At 72.0% G+C, this 16,851-nt stretch carries 13 protein-coding genes; 6 read left to right on the forward strand and 7 right to left on the reverse strand.

Annotated elements, in window-relative coordinates; genetic code table 11:
* Nucleotides 1–85: 85 nt before the first annotated feature.
* Together ABD954_RS22690 and ABD954_RS22695 are read right to left on the reverse strand one after the other, a co-directional pair.
* Nucleotides 86–3,403 (reverse strand): S8 family serine peptidase, encoded by a 3,318-nt coding sequence (locus ABD954_RS22690; protein ID WP_345488254.1) that lies wholly within the window; start codon nucleotides 3,401–3,403, stop codon nucleotides 86–88.
* Nucleotides 3,404–3,627: 224 nt separating this feature from the next.
* Nucleotides 3,628–4,170 carry a CGNR zinc finger domain-containing protein gene (locus ABD954_RS22695; protein WP_345488256.1) on the reverse strand — a complete coding sequence of 181 codons (543 nt, stop codon included), beginning with the start codon at nucleotides 4,168–4,170 and terminating at the stop codon, nucleotides 3,628–3,630.
* Between the two features lie 148 nt (nucleotides 4,171–4,318).
* On the opposite strand from ABD954_RS22695, the gene ABD954_RS22700 reads away from it, so the two are divergent.
* From ABD954_RS22700 to ABD954_RS22720, 5 genes are all read left to right on the forward strand, one after another.
* Nucleotides 4,319–4,774 (forward strand): VOC family protein, encoded by a 456-nt coding sequence (locus tag ABD954_RS22700; RefSeq protein WP_345488258.1) that lies wholly within the window; start codon nucleotides 4,319–4,321, stop codon nucleotides 4,772–4,774.
* 68 nt (nucleotides 4,775–4,842) lie between these two features.
* The gene (locus tag ABD954_RS22705; RefSeq protein WP_345492402.1) at nucleotides 4,843–5,709 is read left to right on the forward strand and encodes a pyridoxamine 5'-phosphate oxidase family protein; all 867 of its coding nucleotides are present in this window, start codon (nucleotides 4,843–4,845) and stop codon (nucleotides 5,707–5,709) included.
* Between the two features lie 193 nt (nucleotides 5,710–5,902).
* The gene (locus ABD954_RS22710; RefSeq protein ID WP_345488260.1) at nucleotides 5,903–6,415 is read left to right on the forward strand and encodes an HPP family protein; all 513 of its coding nucleotides are present in this window, start codon (nucleotides 5,903–5,905) and stop codon (nucleotides 6,413–6,415) included.
* Nucleotides 6,416–6,436: 21 nt separating this feature from the next.
* A complete protein-coding gene (locus ABD954_RS22715) occupies nucleotides 6,437–6,907 on the forward strand; it encodes an NUDIX hydrolase (RefSeq protein ID WP_345488262.1) in 471 nt (156 codons plus the stop codon).
* Nucleotides 6,908–6,998: 91 nt separating this feature from the next.
* A complete protein-coding gene (locus ABD954_RS22720) occupies nucleotides 6,999–8,162 on the forward strand; it encodes a serine hydrolase domain-containing protein (protein ID WP_345488265.1) in 1,164 nt (387 codons plus the stop codon).
* Between the two features lie 21 nt (nucleotides 8,163–8,183).
* Here ABD954_RS22720 and ABD954_RS22725 read toward each other — a convergent pair whose 3' ends face one another.
* Nucleotides 8,184–9,017 carry a hypothetical protein gene (locus tag ABD954_RS22725; RefSeq protein ID WP_345488267.1) on the reverse strand — a complete coding sequence of 278 codons (834 nt, stop codon included), beginning with the start codon at nucleotides 9,015–9,017 and terminating at the stop codon, nucleotides 8,184–8,186.
* Nucleotides 9,018–9,231: 214 nt separating this feature from the next.
* Nucleotides 9,232–11,796: an aminopeptidase N gene (gene pepN / locus ABD954_RS22730; RefSeq protein WP_345488269.1), complete on the reverse strand. Its 2,565-nt coding sequence runs from the start codon at nucleotides 11,794–11,796 to the stop codon at nucleotides 9,232–9,234.
* 133 nt (nucleotides 11,797–11,929) lie between these two features.
* Between pepN and ABD954_RS22735 the strand changes: the two genes are divergently transcribed.
* Entirely contained in the window at nucleotides 11,930–12,565 is a 636-nt protein-coding gene (locus ABD954_RS22735) for a mycothiol-dependent nitroreductase Rv2466c family protein (RefSeq protein WP_345488271.1), read from the forward strand.
* Between the two features lie 159 nt (nucleotides 12,566–12,724).
* On the opposite strand, the gene ABD954_RS22740 is transcribed toward ABD954_RS22735, so the two are convergent.
* From ABD954_RS22740 to ABD954_RS22750, 3 genes are all read right to left on the reverse strand, one after another.
* A complete protein-coding gene (locus tag ABD954_RS22740; protein WP_345488273.1) occupies nucleotides 12,725–13,369 on the reverse strand; it encodes a superoxide dismutase in 645 nt (214 codons plus the stop codon).
* A 283-nt stretch (nucleotides 13,370–13,652) separates the two neighbouring features.
* Nucleotides 13,653–15,074, reverse strand: a complete 1,422-nt coding sequence (locus ABD954_RS22745; RefSeq protein ID WP_345488276.1) for an amino acid permease — start codon at nucleotides 15,072–15,074, stop codon at nucleotides 13,653–13,655.
* 193 nt (nucleotides 15,075–15,267) lie between these two features.
* Nucleotides 15,268–16,653 (reverse strand): amino acid permease, encoded by a 1,386-nt coding sequence (locus ABD954_RS22750; protein ID WP_345488278.1) that lies wholly within the window; start codon nucleotides 16,651–16,653, stop codon nucleotides 15,268–15,270.
* Nucleotides 16,654–16,851 lie beyond the last annotated feature (198 nt).

Below are 16,851 nucleotides of genomic sequence, written 5' to 3' on the forward strand. Positions count from 1 at the left end.
AAGACGCCAAAGGGGCGGGCACCGGTTTCGGTGCCCGCCCCCGCGGGGTCCCATGCGGGATGTGAGCCGCGTTACGGCGTCGGTGCTACGGCGTGACGTTGCCGATCAGGACGCTGCCGGAGCCCGCGACGGTGCCGCGCGCGTTCAGCAGCTGCACCTCGCCGAAGAACTGCCGGCCCTCGGGCGCGGCGGCGTTCACCAGGACCTCGGCGGCGACCTTGGTGCTGGCACCGTTGGCCAGCGGGTAGGTCTTGGCGGAGTCGACCTGGACGCTGCCGAGCGAGGCGGAGTAGTACACGTCCTTGTAGTCGAAGGTCGTGCCGCCCGCCGCCTGGACGGAGTAGCCGTCGATCTCGACCGTGTACGTGCCCGGCGCCGGCTTGATCAGCGTGACGGACTCCTCCGAGTCGCCGTCCGCGGACGAGCCCACGACCTTGCCGTCGAACTTGACCGAGAGGTCGAGGTCGGCGGCCTTGTCGGAGGTGTTGCCGATCGCCACGTCGAGGCGCTCCACGCCCGCACCGATGGTGACGGTCCTGGTCTGCTTCTCGTGGTGCTGGATCGTCGGGGTCTCCACCTTGGCCGAGCCCAGCGAGCCGCCCTTCAGCTTGCCGTCGAGGGCGGCGAACTTGTTGGTGACGGTCCACTCGACGGCGGCCGGGGTGCCGGCCTTCGCCTCGGCGACGGTCTGGACCGCCGGGTCGAAGGAGGCGCCGAGCACCGACACGTCCAGCTTGTACGGGTTGTCCAGGTCGGGCGAGGTGCGGCGCGCCTCGACCTCGATCTCCCAGACGCCCGGCGTCGGGTTGGCGTACGACCGCAGGTCGGGACGGCAGGTGTTGGCCGGGTTGTAGTGCGGGTAGCACACGTTGGACGCGGTCGACTCGATGGCCACGCCGTACGGGTGGATCGCGATGAACCGGGTCTGGCTCTTGTCCTTCAGACCGCCGATGGCGACCTCGAGGGTCTTGGCGCCCTGCGGCACGGTCACGAAGTACGACTTGTGGCTGTTGCGCTGGACCGAGCCGGCGGCGGAGAAGCCGTAGCCGGGCGCGACCAGGTCGCTCGCGACGACCGAGGTGGCGAGGATCTGCTTGTCGACGCCCTCGGTGCGCTCGTCGTCGGCCTCCAGGATGACGCTGTGCACGCCGGCGGTCTTCGCCTGGGCCTGCAGCCGGACGGTGACCGGCTTGTTCAGCGGCAGGTCGACCTCGTCGTCGCCGAGGATCCGGAAGGTGCCGTCGTTGTACTTCAGCTCCAGCTCGTGCTCGATGGCCCGGGCCGGGCCGCTCGTGCGCGTGACGGTGACCTCGTAGACCTTCTTCTGGCCGACCTTGAGGCCGCCCTCACGGTCGTACACGCCGGTGCCGGTGTGCGGAGCCGGGAAGATCGCGGTGTCGACCGGGGCCTCGACCTTGTAGTCGTGCGCCGTGGCGCCGTCCTTGATCGACTCCCACGCCTCCTCGATGTCGATGAGACCCGAGCCCTGCTCGTGCGCGGCGACACCCGGGATCCGCTTGGCGGTCGAGGTGAGCGCGGTGCGCAGGGTGAGCGGGGAGAGCTCGATGCCCTTCTGCTTCGCGGCCGAGAGCAGCAGCGCGCTCGCGCCCGCGACCTGCGGGGAGGACATGGAGGTGCCGTTGAGCATGCCGTAACCGGCGGGCAGCGCGTAGCCGGCCTCGGCGACGCCGGAACCGGCCTGCCAGGTCGGGATGGTGTTCACGGCCGAGCCCGGACCGGTGATGGTCGGGGTGAAGCCGCCGTCCTCACGCGGGCCGCGGGAGGAGAAGGGGAACATCGCGTACGACTTCTCGACGGCCGAGCCGTAGTTGGCGGCCCAGGTCGACTTGGAGATCGCCGCGCCGACCGAGACGACCTTGTCGGCCAGGCCGGGGTCGCCGATCGTGTTGATGCCGGGGCCCGAGTTGCCGGCCGAGATGACCAGCTGGACGCCGTACTCGTCGATCAGACGGGTGTAGAGGCGGGCGCGGACGTTGTCGCCGTCGTTCTGCGCGGGCAGGCCGCCGATCGACATGTTGACGATGTCGACGCCACGGTTGACGACGAGGTCGACCATGCCCTCGGTGAGGGCGGTGTTCGTGCAGCCGCCGGTCCAGGTGCACGCGCGCGAGGAGACGATCTTCGCGCCGGGGGCGGCTCCGTTCATCTTGCCGCCGAACAGGCCGTGCGCGGCGGTGATGCCGGCGACGTGGGTGCCGTGCGAGGACTCGACGAGACCGACGTTGACGAAGTCGCGCTTCTGGCCGACCCAGCTGCCGCCCAGCGGGTCCATCGGGACGTCCTTGCGGATCTCCACGACGAACGGGGTGCGCTCGACGACCTCGGTGGCCGGGTTGTCGGTACCGAAGTAGCCGATCTGGTGGCCGTCCTTGTACGGCTTCATCGGCTCGTTGTCCGTGAAGTCGTTGTCCTGGTCGGAGTCGACGCGGACGGTGCCGGCGGCCGGGTCGTACAGCAGGCCGAAGACGTCGGTGGTGTCGCCGTCGCGGTTGATGTCACCGGCCGGGTCGCCGCCCGCGGTGACCGACTCGCTGAAGCGGCTCCACTGGTAGGAGCCCTCGGGGGCCTTCCAGCTCTGGGTGGCCGCGGTGAAGACGGGGCCGGTGACCGGGGTGATCTGGGCGCGCCAGGTGGCGTCGCCCTCGGTCAGCGGGTCGGTGGCGGTGACCCAGTCGACGATCTTGCGCTCGCCGGTGGTGGTCTTCTGCAGGGCCGGGTGGCCGAGGTCGACACCGGAGTCGAGGACGCCGATGGTGACGCCGCGGCCGTCGGCCTTGCGGTGGTCCTCGACGAAATCCACGGCGCCCGTCTCGTGGGACGGGTTGTAGGGGTTCTTCGCCGGGGTGCTGCTGCCCGGGGCCGGGTAGGTGCGCGTGACGGTGGTGCCCTCGACGGCGCCGGCGGTGCCCGCGTCCGGGGTCGGGTCGTCCAGCGGGATCTCGGCCTGGAGGTCGATCGACTGGACCGAGGAGAGCTTGGTGGCGGCCTTGATGGCGGCGTCGGCCTTGCCGGTCGGCAGGGTGGCGCGGACGTAGCCGAGCTTGTCGTTCCGCTTGCCGACGGAGGCGCCGGGGACGGCGTCGAGCTGGCCGGCGACCTGCTCGGTGGCGCCGGGGGCGGTGGCGACGAGGACGGTGACGTTCTTCTCGCCGGCCGCCTCGGCCTCGTTGAGGCGCTGGGCGTCGGTGGCGCCGAGCTTGTCGGCGGAGTCCGCGGTCTTCACCGGGGAGGCGGCCGCCGGGTCATCGGCGGCCAGAACCGGGGCGGCACCGGTCGCGACCAGAGCGGTCACGAGTCCGGCGGCGGCGGCGATGCGGGCCGCGCGTCTGGTCCCGGGGGTCGAGCGCCCGGGTATGGAGCTCTGGGTTTCGGGGGTGGTCATTTACATCCCTGTTTGTGAAAGAGAGGGTCCGGATTTCGGTACCGGATGACCGCTCAGCCTTTCGCAAGGGACAGGGTTTTGGGGAGAGTTACCGGGCGGCGGAATGCGTCCATGGCGCACATCCGCCACCGTGGGACATGCGCCATGGGGGACGAAACACCCTCAACGGGGACGATGTGACGGGGTGTTCCGGGACCGCCTGTCGGGACTGGTTCTCTTTTGTACTAGTTCTCCTTCGCGCGGGCGTAGTGGCGCGAGGCCTTGGCCCGGTTTCCGCACGCGGCCATCGAGCACCAGCGGCGGGTGCCGTTCCGTGACGTGTCGAAGAAGTGCAGGATGCACGCCTCGTGGGCGCAGGCCCGGATCCGGTCGGGACGGGTGCGCAGCAGGTCGAGGTAGTCGCGCGCCGCGGTCCAGCCGGGGCCCCAGGCGGGGTCGGCGAACTCCGGCTCCTCGCCGGGGCCCTCGGTGGTGAGGGTGGCCCGGATGCGGCCGTGGCCGAGGACCGCGTCGACCCGGGCGGTCGCCTCGGGGTCGCCGGGCCGGTCGACGAGGGCGGCGAGGGCGTCCCGGGCGGTGAGGGTGTGCCGCAGGGTGGTGGCGTCGGCGGTGAAGCGGTCGTCGAGACCGTTGGCGGCCAGCCAGACGGCCAGCCCCTCGGTGCCGTCGAGCAGGTCCTGGCGGACGCCCTCGTGGTTCCAGCGGGTGTTGAGCAGGTCCAGGGAGACCGGTTCGCCGGTGAGCGGCCGCGGGTCGGTGACGGTCATGGCGGGCGCCTCCTCGGTGAACTGAACCGCGACTAACCCCTCAAGGTTACGTGACCGGTTGCGCGCGAGGCGATCTAACCTCTAAAGTCGATGTGAAGGGTTAGCCGCCTCCGGTCGCGGGGGCGACCGCCACGAGAGGGGAACCGCCATGCCGTCCATCGGAACGCTCACCACCGCCCACATCGGCCTCAACGTCACCGACCTCGAGCGCTCGCTCGGCTTCTACGCGGACGTCCTCGGCTTCCAGGTGCTGCGCGAGGGCAAGGAGGAGGGGCGCCGCCACGCCCTCCTCGGCCAGGAGGGCCGGCTCGTCCTCACGCTCTGGCAGCAGGCCGAGGGCGGGTACGACTCCGGCCGGGCGGGCCTGCACCACCTCGCCTTCCAGGCCGAGTCGATCGACCACGTGCGCGCCGCCGAGGCCGCCCTGAAGGCCCGCGGCACCGACTTCGCGTACGAGGGCGTCGTCCCCCACGCGGAGGGCGCGGCCTCCGGCGGCATCTTCTTCCACGACCCGGACGGCAACCGCCTGGAGATCTCGGTCCCCAGCGGGGCGGAGGGCGCCGAGGCACCCGTGGAGTCCGCCCCGACCTGCGGCTTCTTCTAGGAGCCCGGCCGCGAGCCGCCCCCCGTGAGCCCACCCCACCCACCCGCACCCCGGAGGCCCCCGTGTCCGTGACCGCGTACCACCCCGGCTCCCTCGCCGTACAGGACCGCGTCGGCGTCCGGCAGCTCGCCGCACACGTGGGCCGCTCCATCGGCCCCGGCATCCGCCCGGTCGCGGCCGCCTTCCTGGAGGCGCAGCCGATGCTCGTGCTCGGCGCCGCCGACGCCGGCGGGCGGATGGGGGCGCACCTGCTCACCGGTCGTCCGGGCTTCGTCCGGGCGACCGGTGAGCACACCGTCTCCGTGGCCGCCGCCCTTCCCGAGGGCACCCCCGACGGCGCACCCGTCGGCACCCTCGCCCTCGACCCGCGCACCCGCCGCCGCATGCGGCTCAACGGCATCGCCCGCCGCAGCGCCCGCGGCTTCACCATCGAGGCCGAACAGGTCTTCTCCAACTGCCCCAAGTACCTCCAGAAGCGGGAGCTGTACGGCTTCGCCGACGCGCCCGGCCCCCAGGACGGCACGGCGCGGCACGGCACGGCGCTCACCCCCGGGCAGCAGCGCCTGGTCCGCGCCGCCGACACCTTCTTCGTGGCGACCGGCGCGCCCGACGGCGTCGACGCGAGCCACCGCGGCGGCAACCCGGGCTTCGTCGCCCTCGCCTCACCCACCGAACTGAGCTGGACCGACTATCCGGGCAACGCCATGTTCCTGACCCTCGGCAACCTGGAGGCGGACGGCCGGGCCGGGCTGCTCTTCCTGGACTGGGCGAACGGGACCACCCTCCGGCTCTCGGGCCGCGCCCGCACCGAGTACGGCGCCGACGGCGACCGGGTCGTCCGCTTCCGCCTCGACCACGTGACCGAGACCCCGGGGCAGAGCCCCCTGCGTTGGTCGGAACCCGACTACTCCCCGGCGAACCCGCCGCTTCCCTGAGCCGGTCGCGGCCCGGCACCCTTCCCGGGCCCCGTTCCCGGCCCCGGTGCCGGGCCCCGTTCCCGGCACCTTTCCCGGGTCCCGTTCCCGGCCCCGGCACCTTTCCCGGGTCCCGTTCCCGGCCCCGGCACCGGGACCCCCGCCGACGCCTTCCCTCCCCGCCTCCCCGCCTCCCCGACGCCGAGGACCGCCCATGACCACGGCCCCACCGGCCACCGCACCCCCGAAAGCCACCGCGCGCCCCGCCCGCCCCGCCCCGCGCGTCCTGCTCGCCTCCACCGCCGTCAGCGTCACCGCCCTGCTCCTGCTGGTCGCCGTCGGCGCCCTCCTCCACGAGCCGTTGCTCATTCCGCCGCTCGCCGCCAGCATGGCCCTCGTCGCGGGCGCGCCCGACCTGCCGCTCGCCCAGCCCCGCTCGGTCGTCGGCGGCCAGCTCCTGTCCGCCCTCACCGGCTTCGGCGTCCTCGCCCTCACCGGCCCCGGCCCCTGGGGCGCCGCCCTGGCCGGTGGCCTCGCCCTCGGCGTGATGGCCGTCGCCCGCACCCCGCACTCCCCGGCCGCGGCGACGGCCGTGATCGTCACCCTCCAGAATCCGCCGTTCTGGTCCTTCCTCGCCCTGCTCGCCCTCGCCGCCCTCCTGCTCGTCGTCACGGGCCTGGCCGGCGCCCGCGCGACGGGGCGCCGCTATCCGGCGTACTGGATCTGATCCGCGCTCTAATCTGCCTCCATGCAGACCGAGTTGAGGGTGGCGGCCTACGCCGTGTGCGTGCGGGACGGCGAGATGCTCCTGGCCCGCTGGGTGACGCGCGACGGGCGCAAGCTCTGGACGCTGCCCGGCGGCGGGCTGGACCACGGGGAGCTGCCCGTCGACGCCGTCGTGCGGGAGGTCGAGGAGGAGACCGGGCACACGGCCGAGCCCGTCGCGCTGCTCGGCATCGACTCCATCCGCCGCCCCGACCGGACCACCCGCCTCGGCCGGCCCCTCGACTGGCAGGGCCTGCGGATCCTCTACGAGGCACGGATCACCGGCGGCGAACTCCGCCCCGAGCAGGGCGGATCCACCGACCTCGCCGCCTGGCACCCGCTGGACTCGGTGCCCTCCCTCGCCCGGGTCGAGCTCGTCGACATCGGCCTCCAGCTCTGGCGTGACCGGCCGCCCCTGGGCCACTCCCCGCTCTCCGATCCGACGAACGGCTGAAAACGGCTCAACCGTTCGAAGTGTCCTCAACCCGGCGCCCGCCTCCCGTGGTCCTCTCCTGCGACCGCAGCAAACGATCAGGGGAGCCCGTATGTCAGCCGTACGCACCACCCGCACCGCACGTACCGCTCGCACCGTCGTCGCCGCCGCGCTCGTCGCCGGTGTCGCCGCCACCGCGCTGGCCGCCCCCGCCGTCGCCGCCGCCCCGCCGAAGACGGGCCACGCCGCCACCCAGCAGGCCCTCGACGCCGCCGTGGCGGCGGGCGTGCCCGGCGCGGTCGCCCAGGCCCGCGACGGCAAGGACCGCTGGACCGGCACCGCGGGCGAGCGCCGGGGGAACGACCGCTACCGGGTCGGCTCCATCACCAAGACCTTCGTCGCCACCGTACTGCTCCAGCTCCAGGCCGAGGGGCGGCTCGACCTCGACGACCCGGTCGAGAAGTGGCTGCCCGGCGTGGTCCGCGGCCACGGCCACGACGGCCGGAAGATCACCGTGCGCCAGCTGCTCAACCACACCAGCGGCATCTACAGCTACACCGAGGACCCCGCCTTCCAGCAGCGGACCTTCGGCCCCGGCTTCCTCCAGCACCGCTACGACACCTGGTCGCCGCAGCAGCTCGTCGAGGTCGCCATGGCCCACGAACCGGACTTCGCGCCCGGGACCTCCTGGAACTACTCCAACACCAACTTCGTGCTGGCCGGCATGGTGATCGAGAAGGTGACCGGCCGCCCCTACGGCAAGGCGGTGGAGAACTGGATCGTCAAGCCGCTCAAGCTGCGCGCCACCAGCGTCCCCGGCACCGACGCCTCGATGCCGAGGCCGCACTCCCGCGCGTACTCGAAGCTCTCCGAGGACCCGGGCGCCACGACCGTCCACGACGTCACCGAGCTCAACCCGTCCCTCGCCCACGCGGCGGGCGAGATGATCTCGGACTCCAACGATCTCCAGACCTTCTACCGCGCCCTGCTGAAGGGCCGGCTGCTGCCGAAGGCCGAGATGCGCGAGCTGACGACCACGCTGCCGGTCTCCGCCCAGCACCCGCAGTTCCGCTACGGGCTCGGGATCGCGTGGCAGAAGCTCAGCTGCGGCAAGGAGGTCTGGGGGCACGGCGGCGGCATCCACGGCTCCCTCTCGGAGGCGTACGCCACCCGCGACGGCGAGCACTCCCTCGCCGCCAACATCAACGCCGACTGGACCGGCGACACGCAGAGCGTGATCGAGGCCGAGTTCTGCGGAACGGCCCCGAAGAAGTAGGGGCGCCCGAAGGCGGCGGGTTCAGCGCGGCAGGACGACGACGTAGGCGGCCGGCTGCCGGTCCGACGCGGCCATCAGCGCCGTACGGACCACGGTCGCCTGCTGGTCCATCGCCTCGCGCAGCTTGCGCGGGGTGAGGTGGACGACGGTGATGCCGAGCCGCTCCAGGTGCTCGCGCTTGCGCGTGTACTCCGACCACAGCGCGTCGTCGTCCTGCCGCGGCGCCCGGGTGTCCAGCTCCACGGCCACCGCCTGGTCCGGCCAGTAGGCGTCCAGGCCGCCCAGGTGCGGGCCGCCCGGCAGCCGCAGGTCCACGTTCCACAGCGGGTCCGGCAGCCCGAACTCCCGCACCATCTCGTAGAGCCGCTGCTCGGCGACCGCCCGCCCCTCGGCGAGCAGCGCGTCCACCGCGTCCACCACGTGGGGCCGGGTGAGCAGCCGGGCGCGGCTCAGCTCCCGCACCACCGCGCCCGGCTCGCAGTGGCCGCCGCTGACCGCCTCGGTGAGCAGCCGGCGCACCACGCCCGCGTCGGACAGGGCCGCGACGGCGTCCGCGAGGGCACGAGGCACCGGCGCCACCGCCAGCGCGTCGATCTCGGCCGGCTGCGGGAGTTCGGCGGTGCGCAGCACGCGGATGCGACCGGTGGAGCGCAGCCGCCGGGTACGGGCCACGAGGACGTCGACCCGGTCGATCAGGCCGGGCGGGGGCGCGGAGGCGAAGCCGTGCAGGGACAGCGCCGCCAGTCCGGTGATCATCGCCTCGCCGCGGACCTGGCGCAGGGCCTCCCGGAACCGGTCGGTGCCGGTGTGGGGGAGGGGGGAGAGGGGAGCGGTGTCGGGGGAGTTGTGGTTCATGCCGACGGTCTTCCGTCGTCCGGACCGCGATTAACCGCTGTTACACGTCCGTCGACAATCCGGGACAAGCCCGCACTAAAGTACGCGCGTTCGAATGCCGATGAACAGCGGTTTCGCCTCCGACGACCCGGCCGGGCCCCGGCCGCCCCCTCGCCGGCGCGTACGACGGCCCCCGGCGGAGACCTCCGCCGGGGGCCGTCGTCATGCCGTCGGGTCAGGCCGCGCGCCCGTCGCACTCCTGCGCCCGCAGCGCCCGCGCCAGGTCGTCACGCGCCTCCAGGACGAGACGGCGAAGCGCCGGAGCGGCCGAGGGGTGTGCGGCCAGCCACGCGTCGGTCGCGGCCAGGGTCTCGGCCCGGTCCTGGAGGCCGGGGAACAGACCCCGCACCACGTCCATGCCGATCTGGATGGACCGGTCCGCCCAGATCCGCTCGATCACCGCGAAGTACTTCTCCGCGTACGGCGCGATCAGCTCGCGCTGCGAGGGCTGCACGAAGCCCGCGATCGTCGCCTCCACCAGGGCGTTGGACAGCGCGTCCGACTCCACCACCTGCGCCCAGGCCTGCGCCTTGACCGCGGCCGAGGGCCGCGCGGCCAGGCAGCGCACCTGGTGGCGCTTGCCGGTCGCCGTGTCGTCCCGGGCCAGCTCCTCGTCGATGCGGGCCTCGTCCGCCCGGCCGTGCGTGGCCAGCGGCCCCAGGAACGCCCAGCGCAGCTCCTGGTCGACGTCCAGCCCGTCGATCGCGGCCGTGCCGTCGAGCAGGCCCTCCAGGAGCTGGAGGTCGGCCTCGGACGAGGCCACGGCGGCGAAGAACCGCGCCCAGGTCAGCTGGTGCTCGCTGGCCGGCTCGGCGAGCCGCAGCTCGCGCAGACCGCCCTCGGCGAGCAGCCGCCCGCCCTCGGTCCGCCAGTCCGGCGCCGCGTAGTGGGTGACGGCCGACTGCGCCCAGGCGTGCACCATCTGGAGCACGCCGATGTCGGTCTCGCGGCCCGCGAAGTCGAGGACGACCTTCACGAAGTCGCGGGCCGGCATGAGGCCGTCGCGGGTCAGGTTCCACAGTGCCGACCAGCACAGCGCGCGCGCCAGGGGGTCGGTGATGTCGCCGAGCCGCGCCCGCAGCGTGGCGAGCGAGGTCTCGTCGAAACGGATCTTGCAGTAGGTGAGGTCGTCGTCGTTGACCAGCACGAGGTCCGGCCGCTCGGCCCCGGCCAGGTCCGCGACCACCGTACGGACGCCGGTGATGTCCGCCTCGGCGCGCGCGTAGCGGGTCAGGGTGCCGTCCGTGTCCGCCCGGTAGAGGCCGACGGCGGCGCGGTGCGGACGCAGCTCGTCGCCCTCCTGGAGCACGGCGAGCTCGGTGATCCGGCCCTCGGCGTCGTAGGTGATGACCGGCGTCAGGGTGTTGACGCCGGAGGTCTGCAGCCAGGACTTCGCCCAGCTCTTCATGTCCCGGCCGGAGGTCTCCTCCAGGACGGTCAGCAGGTCCGCGAGGCGCGTGTTGCCGTACGCGTGGCGCTTGAAGTAGCGCCGCGCGCCCTCCAGGAACGCCTCCCGTCCCGCGTACGCCACCAGCTGCTTCAGCACGGAGGCGCCCTTGGCGTAGGTGATGCCGTCGAAGTTGAGCTTGGCGTCCTCCAGATCACGGATGTCGGCTGTGATCGGGTGCGTGGACGGCAGCTGGTCGGCCCGGTACGCCCACGCCTTGCGGTTGTTGGCGAAGGTCACCCAGCTGTTGGTGAAGCGGGTGGCCTCGGCCAGCGAGAAGGAGCCCATGAAGTCGGCGAAGGACTCCTTCAGCCACAGGTCGTCCCACCACACCATGGTGACCAGGTCGCCGAACCACATGTGGGCCATCTCGTGCAGGATCACGTTGGCCCGGCGCTCGTACGCCGCCTGCGTCACCTTGCCGCGGTAGATGTACTCCTCGCGGAAGGTGACCATGCCCGGGTTCTCCATCGCGCCGAGGTTGTACTCGGGCACAAAGGCCTGGTCGTACTTCCCGAAGGGGTACGGGTAGTCGAAGTTGTCGTGGAAGAAGTCGAAGCCCTGCTTGGTGACCAGGAAGACGTCGTCCGCGTCGAAGTGCTTCGCGAGCCCCTTGCGGCACATCGCCCCGAGCGGGATCTCCAGCTCGGTCCCGTCCGGGAGGGTGCGCTTGTAGGTGTCCGTCACGTAGTGGTACGGCCCGGCCACGACACAGGTGATGTACGTGGAGATCGGCGCCGTCTCGGCGAACCGCCACACCCCGTCGGCGCCCTGCTCGCCCGCGCCGTTCGACCAGACCGTCCAGCCCTCGGGCGCGGTCACCTCGAAGCGGTACGGGGCCTTCAGGTCGGGCTGCTCGAAGTTGGCGTGGACCCGGCGGGCGTCGGCCGGCTCGTACTGCGTGTAGAGGTAGACCTCGCCGTCCTCCGGGTCGACGAAGCGGTGCATGCCCTCGCCGGTGCGGCTGTAGGCGCACTGGGCGTCCACGACCAGCACGTTCTCGTCCGCCAGGCCGTCGAGCGCGATCCGCGAGCCGTCGAAGACGGCGGCCGGGTCGAGCGAGCGGCCGTTGAGGGTGACCGCGTTCACCGAGGGGGCGATCAGGTCGGCGAAGGTGCTGTCGCCCTCGCCGGTGCGGCGGAAGCGGATCGTGGTCACCGAGCGGAAGGTGCGCACGTCCTCGGCGGACTCGCCGACCGCCGAGCGCAGGTCGAGCGCGACCTCGTACCCGTCGACGGACAGCAGCGCGGCCCGCTCGTGGGCCTCGTCGCGGGACAGATTCTCACCGGGCACGGTCACTCCTTCGTGGCGCGTTCGAAACAGCACCGATCCTCCCATGTGGCACTGTCGCCAGGAACACGGGAATGCGGTCCGGTGGCCGGGCGTTGCCCTGCGAGGTGCCCCGATCCGCCTTCTGAGGAGTGACATGTCCGAGAGCAGGACCACCGCCGAGTTCTTCTTCGACCCGCTGTGCCCCTGGGCCTGGATGACCTCCCGCTGGATGCTGGAGGTGGAGAAGCTCCGCCCGGTCGACGTGCGGTGGAAGGTGATGAGCCTCGCCGTGCTGAACGAGGACCGGCTCGACGAGATGTCGCCGGAGTACCGGGAGATGATGGAGACCCAGGCCTGGGGCCCGGTCCGCGTGGTGACCGCCGCCCAGCAGCTGCACGGCGACGAGGTCGTCGGCAAGCTCTACACCGCGCTCGGCACCCGCTTCCACAACAAGGGCGAGGGCCCCACCCGCGAGGCGATCGCCGGCGCGCTCGCCGACGTCGGCCTGCCGGCCGAGCTCGTGGACTACGCGGAGAAGGACACCTACGACGCCGAGCTGCGCGCCTCCCACAAGGAGGGCATCGACAAGGTCGGGCAGGACGTCGGCACGCCGGTGATCTCCGTCCCCGGCCCGGACGGCGCCGAGATCGCCTTCTTCGGTCCGGTCGTCACCCCGACCCCGCGCGGCGAGGCGGCGGCCCGGCTGTGGGACGGCACGCTCCTCGTGGCGTCGACGCCGGGCTTCTACGAGATCAAGCGCACCCGTACGGCGGCGCCGAGCTTCGAGTAGCCGTCGCCCCCCCACAGGGAAGAACCCCCGCGATTCACGTCATCGCGGGGGTTCTTCTTTCATCCGCCTGCCCGGTGAAGGTTGAGAAGACGATCACGAGCAGGAGTCCGCCGGATCCCGGATCCCGGATCCCGGATCCCGGGGGCCGGTCGCCGGTGATCAGATGCCGATGAGCGGGGTGCGCCCCTTCGCGTCGGCGTAGCGCTTGTTCACGTCCTGCCAGTTGACGACCTGCCACATGGCGTCGATGAAGTCGACCTTCTGGTTCTTGTACTGGAGGTAGAAGGCGTGCTCCCAGGCGTCGAACACCAGGATCGGGACCGAGCCCTGGCCGACGTTGCCCTGGTGGTCGTAGACCTGCTCGACGATCAGCCGGCCGCTGATCGGCTCGTAGGCGAGCACACCCCAGCCGGAGCCCTGGGTGGTCGCGGCGGCCTTGGTGAGCTGGGCCTTGAACTTGGCGAAGGAGCCGAAGGACTCGGTGATCGCGTCGGCGAGCTCGCCGACCCCGTCGGCGGCCAGCGGCTCGCCGCCGCCCCCGTCCTTCGGGCTGTTCATGTTGTTCCAGTAGATGGAGTGGAGGATGTGGCCCGACAGGTGGAAGGCGAGGCTCTTCTCCAGGCCGTTGATCGCGCCCCACTGTTCCTTGTCGCGGGCCTCCTCCAGCTGCTCCAGCGTGTCGTTCGCGCCCTTGACGTACGCGGCGTGGTGCTTGTCGTGGTGCAGCTCGATGATCTGCGGATTGATCACCGGTTCCAGCGCCGCGTAGTCGTACGGCAGCTCCGGAAGTGTGTAGATCGCCATGTGCCGAGCCCTTCGACTGTGCTTATTGCAAGCTGTATGCAAGTGCAGGCTAGCAGCAGGTGCGATCGATGTTGATCAGCCGGTGGGTCGGTCGATGGTCCTAGGCCACCGCGGCGCGAGGGCGGCCGGGACACGGAAGAGCCCCCGGACCGGCCCGGACACGGAAGACCCTCGGACCGGCCCGGACACGGAAGACCCTCGGACCGGCCCGGACACGGAAGAACCCCCGGACCGGCCCGGTCCGGGGGTTCGCTCGCGTCTCGTGCCCGAGGGGTTCGAGGGATCAGAGCTTCTCGGCGTCCCGTTCCCGCGCCTTCTGCAGCACCAGGCCGGCCACCGCGAGCAGCAGCGTCAGGCCGCCCGTGTAGTAGAGCTGGACCCGGGTGCCCTCCTCACGGGCCATCAGGAAGAAGATGCCCGCCATGCCGGCCAGCGCCACCCAGGTGAGCACCGGGAAGCCCCACATCTTCACGACCAGCTTCTCGGGCGCCTCGCGCTCCGTGCGCCGGCGCAGCACCAGCTGCGAGACCGCGATGAAGAACCAGACGACCAGGATGATCGCGCCGATGGTGTTGAGCAGCCAGATGAAGGCCTTGTCCGGCGACCAGTAGCTGAGCAGCACGCACCCGAAGCCGAAGACCGACGAGACGAGGACGGCGGGCCGCGGCACACCGCCGAAGGTGCGGCCGAGCGCCTTCGGGCCCTGTCCGCGGGCCACCAGCGAGCAGGCCATGCGGGAGGCACCGTAGATGTTGGCGTTCATCGCCGACAGCAGCGCGACCAGGACGACCACGTTCATGATCTGGCCGGCGGCCGGGATGCCCAGGTGGTCGAGGGTGGCGACGTACGGGCCCTTGTCGACGACCGCCTTGTCGCCCCACGGGACCAGGGTGACGATGACCGCCATGGAGCCGATGTAGAAGAGCGCGATGCGCCACATCGCCGTACGGACCGCCTTGGCCACGCCCTGCACCGGGTGCTCGGACTCGGCCGCGGCGATCGTGACGGTCTCCAGACCGCCGTACGCGAAGACGGAGGCGAGCAGACCGACGATCAGGCCCTCGGAGCCGTTCGGGAAGAATCCGCCCTCGCCCGTCAGGTTCGCCGTGCCCGGGGCGTCGGAGCCCGGCAGGACGCCGACGATCGCGAGGACGCCGATGCCGAGGAAGAGGACGATGGCGCCGACCTTGAGGGCGGCGAACCAGAACTCGAACTCGCCGAAGTTCTTCACGGCCGCGAGGTTCGTCCCGCAGAACACCAGCATGAACAGGGCCACCCAGGCCCACTCCGGGGTGCCCGGGAACCAGCCCGTCATGATCCTGGCCGCGCCGATGCCCTCCAGGCCGACGGCCACGCACAGCAGGAACCAGAAGGCCCAGCCGGCCGTGAAGCCGGCCCACGGCCCGAGGGCCCGCTCGGCGTGGACGGAGAAGGAACCCGAGGCCGGGTTCGCCGCCGACATCTCGCCCAGCATCCGCATCACCAGCATGACGAGCACACCGGAGATCGCGTACGCGAGGACGATCGAGGGGCCGGCCGCGGCGATGCCGGCGCCGGAGCCGACGAAGAGCCCGGCGCCGATGACACCGCCGAGGGCGATCATCGACAGATGGCGCTGCTTGAGGCCGTGGGCCAGGCCGCCGACGGGAGCGGCGGCCGCGCCGTCCTTGCGGTCGGCCGGCGCGGGCGCGGTGGTCCGAGACATGGGCGAGCCCTGTTCGCTAGCGGAGACGGGGGAGGGTGGCCCACAGTCTGTGGGGCCGCACCGCTCACGGGGAACGGATGTCCGCTATACGGGCACGACCTTCACACAAAGTGAAGATCCCGTAGCGCTTCGTCGGGAGCTCGTCCGGCTCACGCCCCGCGCCCGCCGCCGGGCGCGGTGCCGCCCGTCCGGCTCACTCCCCGCGGTCCGCCCGGGCGCCGCGCAGCTCCCGTACCCACGCCACCGCCAGCACCGCGGCCGTCGCCGCGCCCGACCACAGCACCTGGGGCCGCGCGCCGTCGTCGAGCAGCATCAGCACCAGCACCGCCGCCATCGCCGCCAGTGCCGTCCAGGTCAGCCACGGGAAGCCCCACATCCGCAGGGACAGCGTCTGCGGCGCCTCGCGCTCGATCCGGCGCCGCAGCCGCAGCTGCGAGACCGCGATCAGCGCCCACACGAACAGCAGCACCGCGCCGACCGCGTTGAGCATGTAGAGGAAGACCGAATCCGGCCACTTCAGATTGAGCAGTACGGAGACGAAACCGAAGGCCACCGAGGCGAGCACCGCCCGGCGCGGCACCCCGCCGCCCGAGACCCTCAGCAGCCCCCGCGGCGCCTCGCCGCGCTCGGCCAGCGAGAACACCATCCGCGAGGAGCCGTACAGGTTCGCGTTCAGCGCCGACAGCAGCGCCACGAACACCACCACGTTCATGATCTGCCCGGCCCCCGGTACGCCGATCGTGTCGAGCACCGCCACGTACGGCGACTCGCCCGGCCGCATCGCGTTCCACGGCAGCAGGGTCACGATCACCAGCATCGAGCCCACGTAGAAGAACAGGATCCGCCACACCGCGCTGCGCACCGCCCGCGCCACGTTGCGGGCCGGGTCGGCCGACTCCGCCGCCGCGATCGTCACGACCTCCAGACCGCCGAAGGCGAAGACGACGGCGAGGACCCCGGAGACCACGCCCTCCCAGCCGTGCGGCAGGAATCCGCCCTGTCCGGTCAGGTTGGCCGTGCCCACCGGATCCGTGTCCGGCAGCCACCCGGCGATCGCGAGCGCGCCGAGGACGAGGAACAGCACGATCGCGCCGACCTTGAGCGCGGCGAACCAGAACTCGAACTCGCCGAAATTCTTCACGGCCGCCAGGTTGGCCGCCGTGAACACCAGCATGAACACCAGGACCCAGCCCCACTGCGGGATCCCCGGCACCCAGCCGTGCGCGATCCGCGCCGCACCGGTCGCCTCCACGGCCAGCACCACCACGAGCAGGAACCAGTACAGCCAGCCCACCGAGAAGCCGGCCCAGCGGCCCAGCGCCCGCTCGGCGTGCACCGAGAACGCGCCGGACGCCGGCATCGCCGCCGACATCTCGCCCAGCATCCGCATCACCAGCATCGCGAGCGCGCCCGCGATCAGGTACGAGACGACGATCCCGGGACCGGCGACCGCGATGCCCGCGCCGGAGCCGACGAAGAGGCCGGCGCCGATCACCCCGCCGAGCCCGAGCATCGTCAGGTGACGCTGTTTCAGCCCGTGCGAGAGCGGCTCGGGTTCGGGGGCGAGGGAGTCGGGCATGGAGGAATCGCTCTCGGAACGGTTTATGGAGACCCCACAGTCTCTCCATGGAGGGGCCCATGGCGCAAAAAGGACCTCCGGACGGGAGTCCCCAGTGACAAGCGTCACGCTGCGTGGAGCGGCGGAAGTGGGCTTTGTTTGATCTCCACGAAGGGCTCGCCCCGCGCTTTGTGGGCGGCTGACCGTGTTCGGCCGCTC

The sequence above is a fragment of the Streptomyces roseoviridis genome (assembly GCF_039535235.1).
In the GTDB taxonomy this organism is placed as follows: domain Bacteria; phylum Actinomycetota; class Actinomycetes; order Streptomycetales; family Streptomycetaceae; genus Streptomyces; species Streptomyces roseoviridis.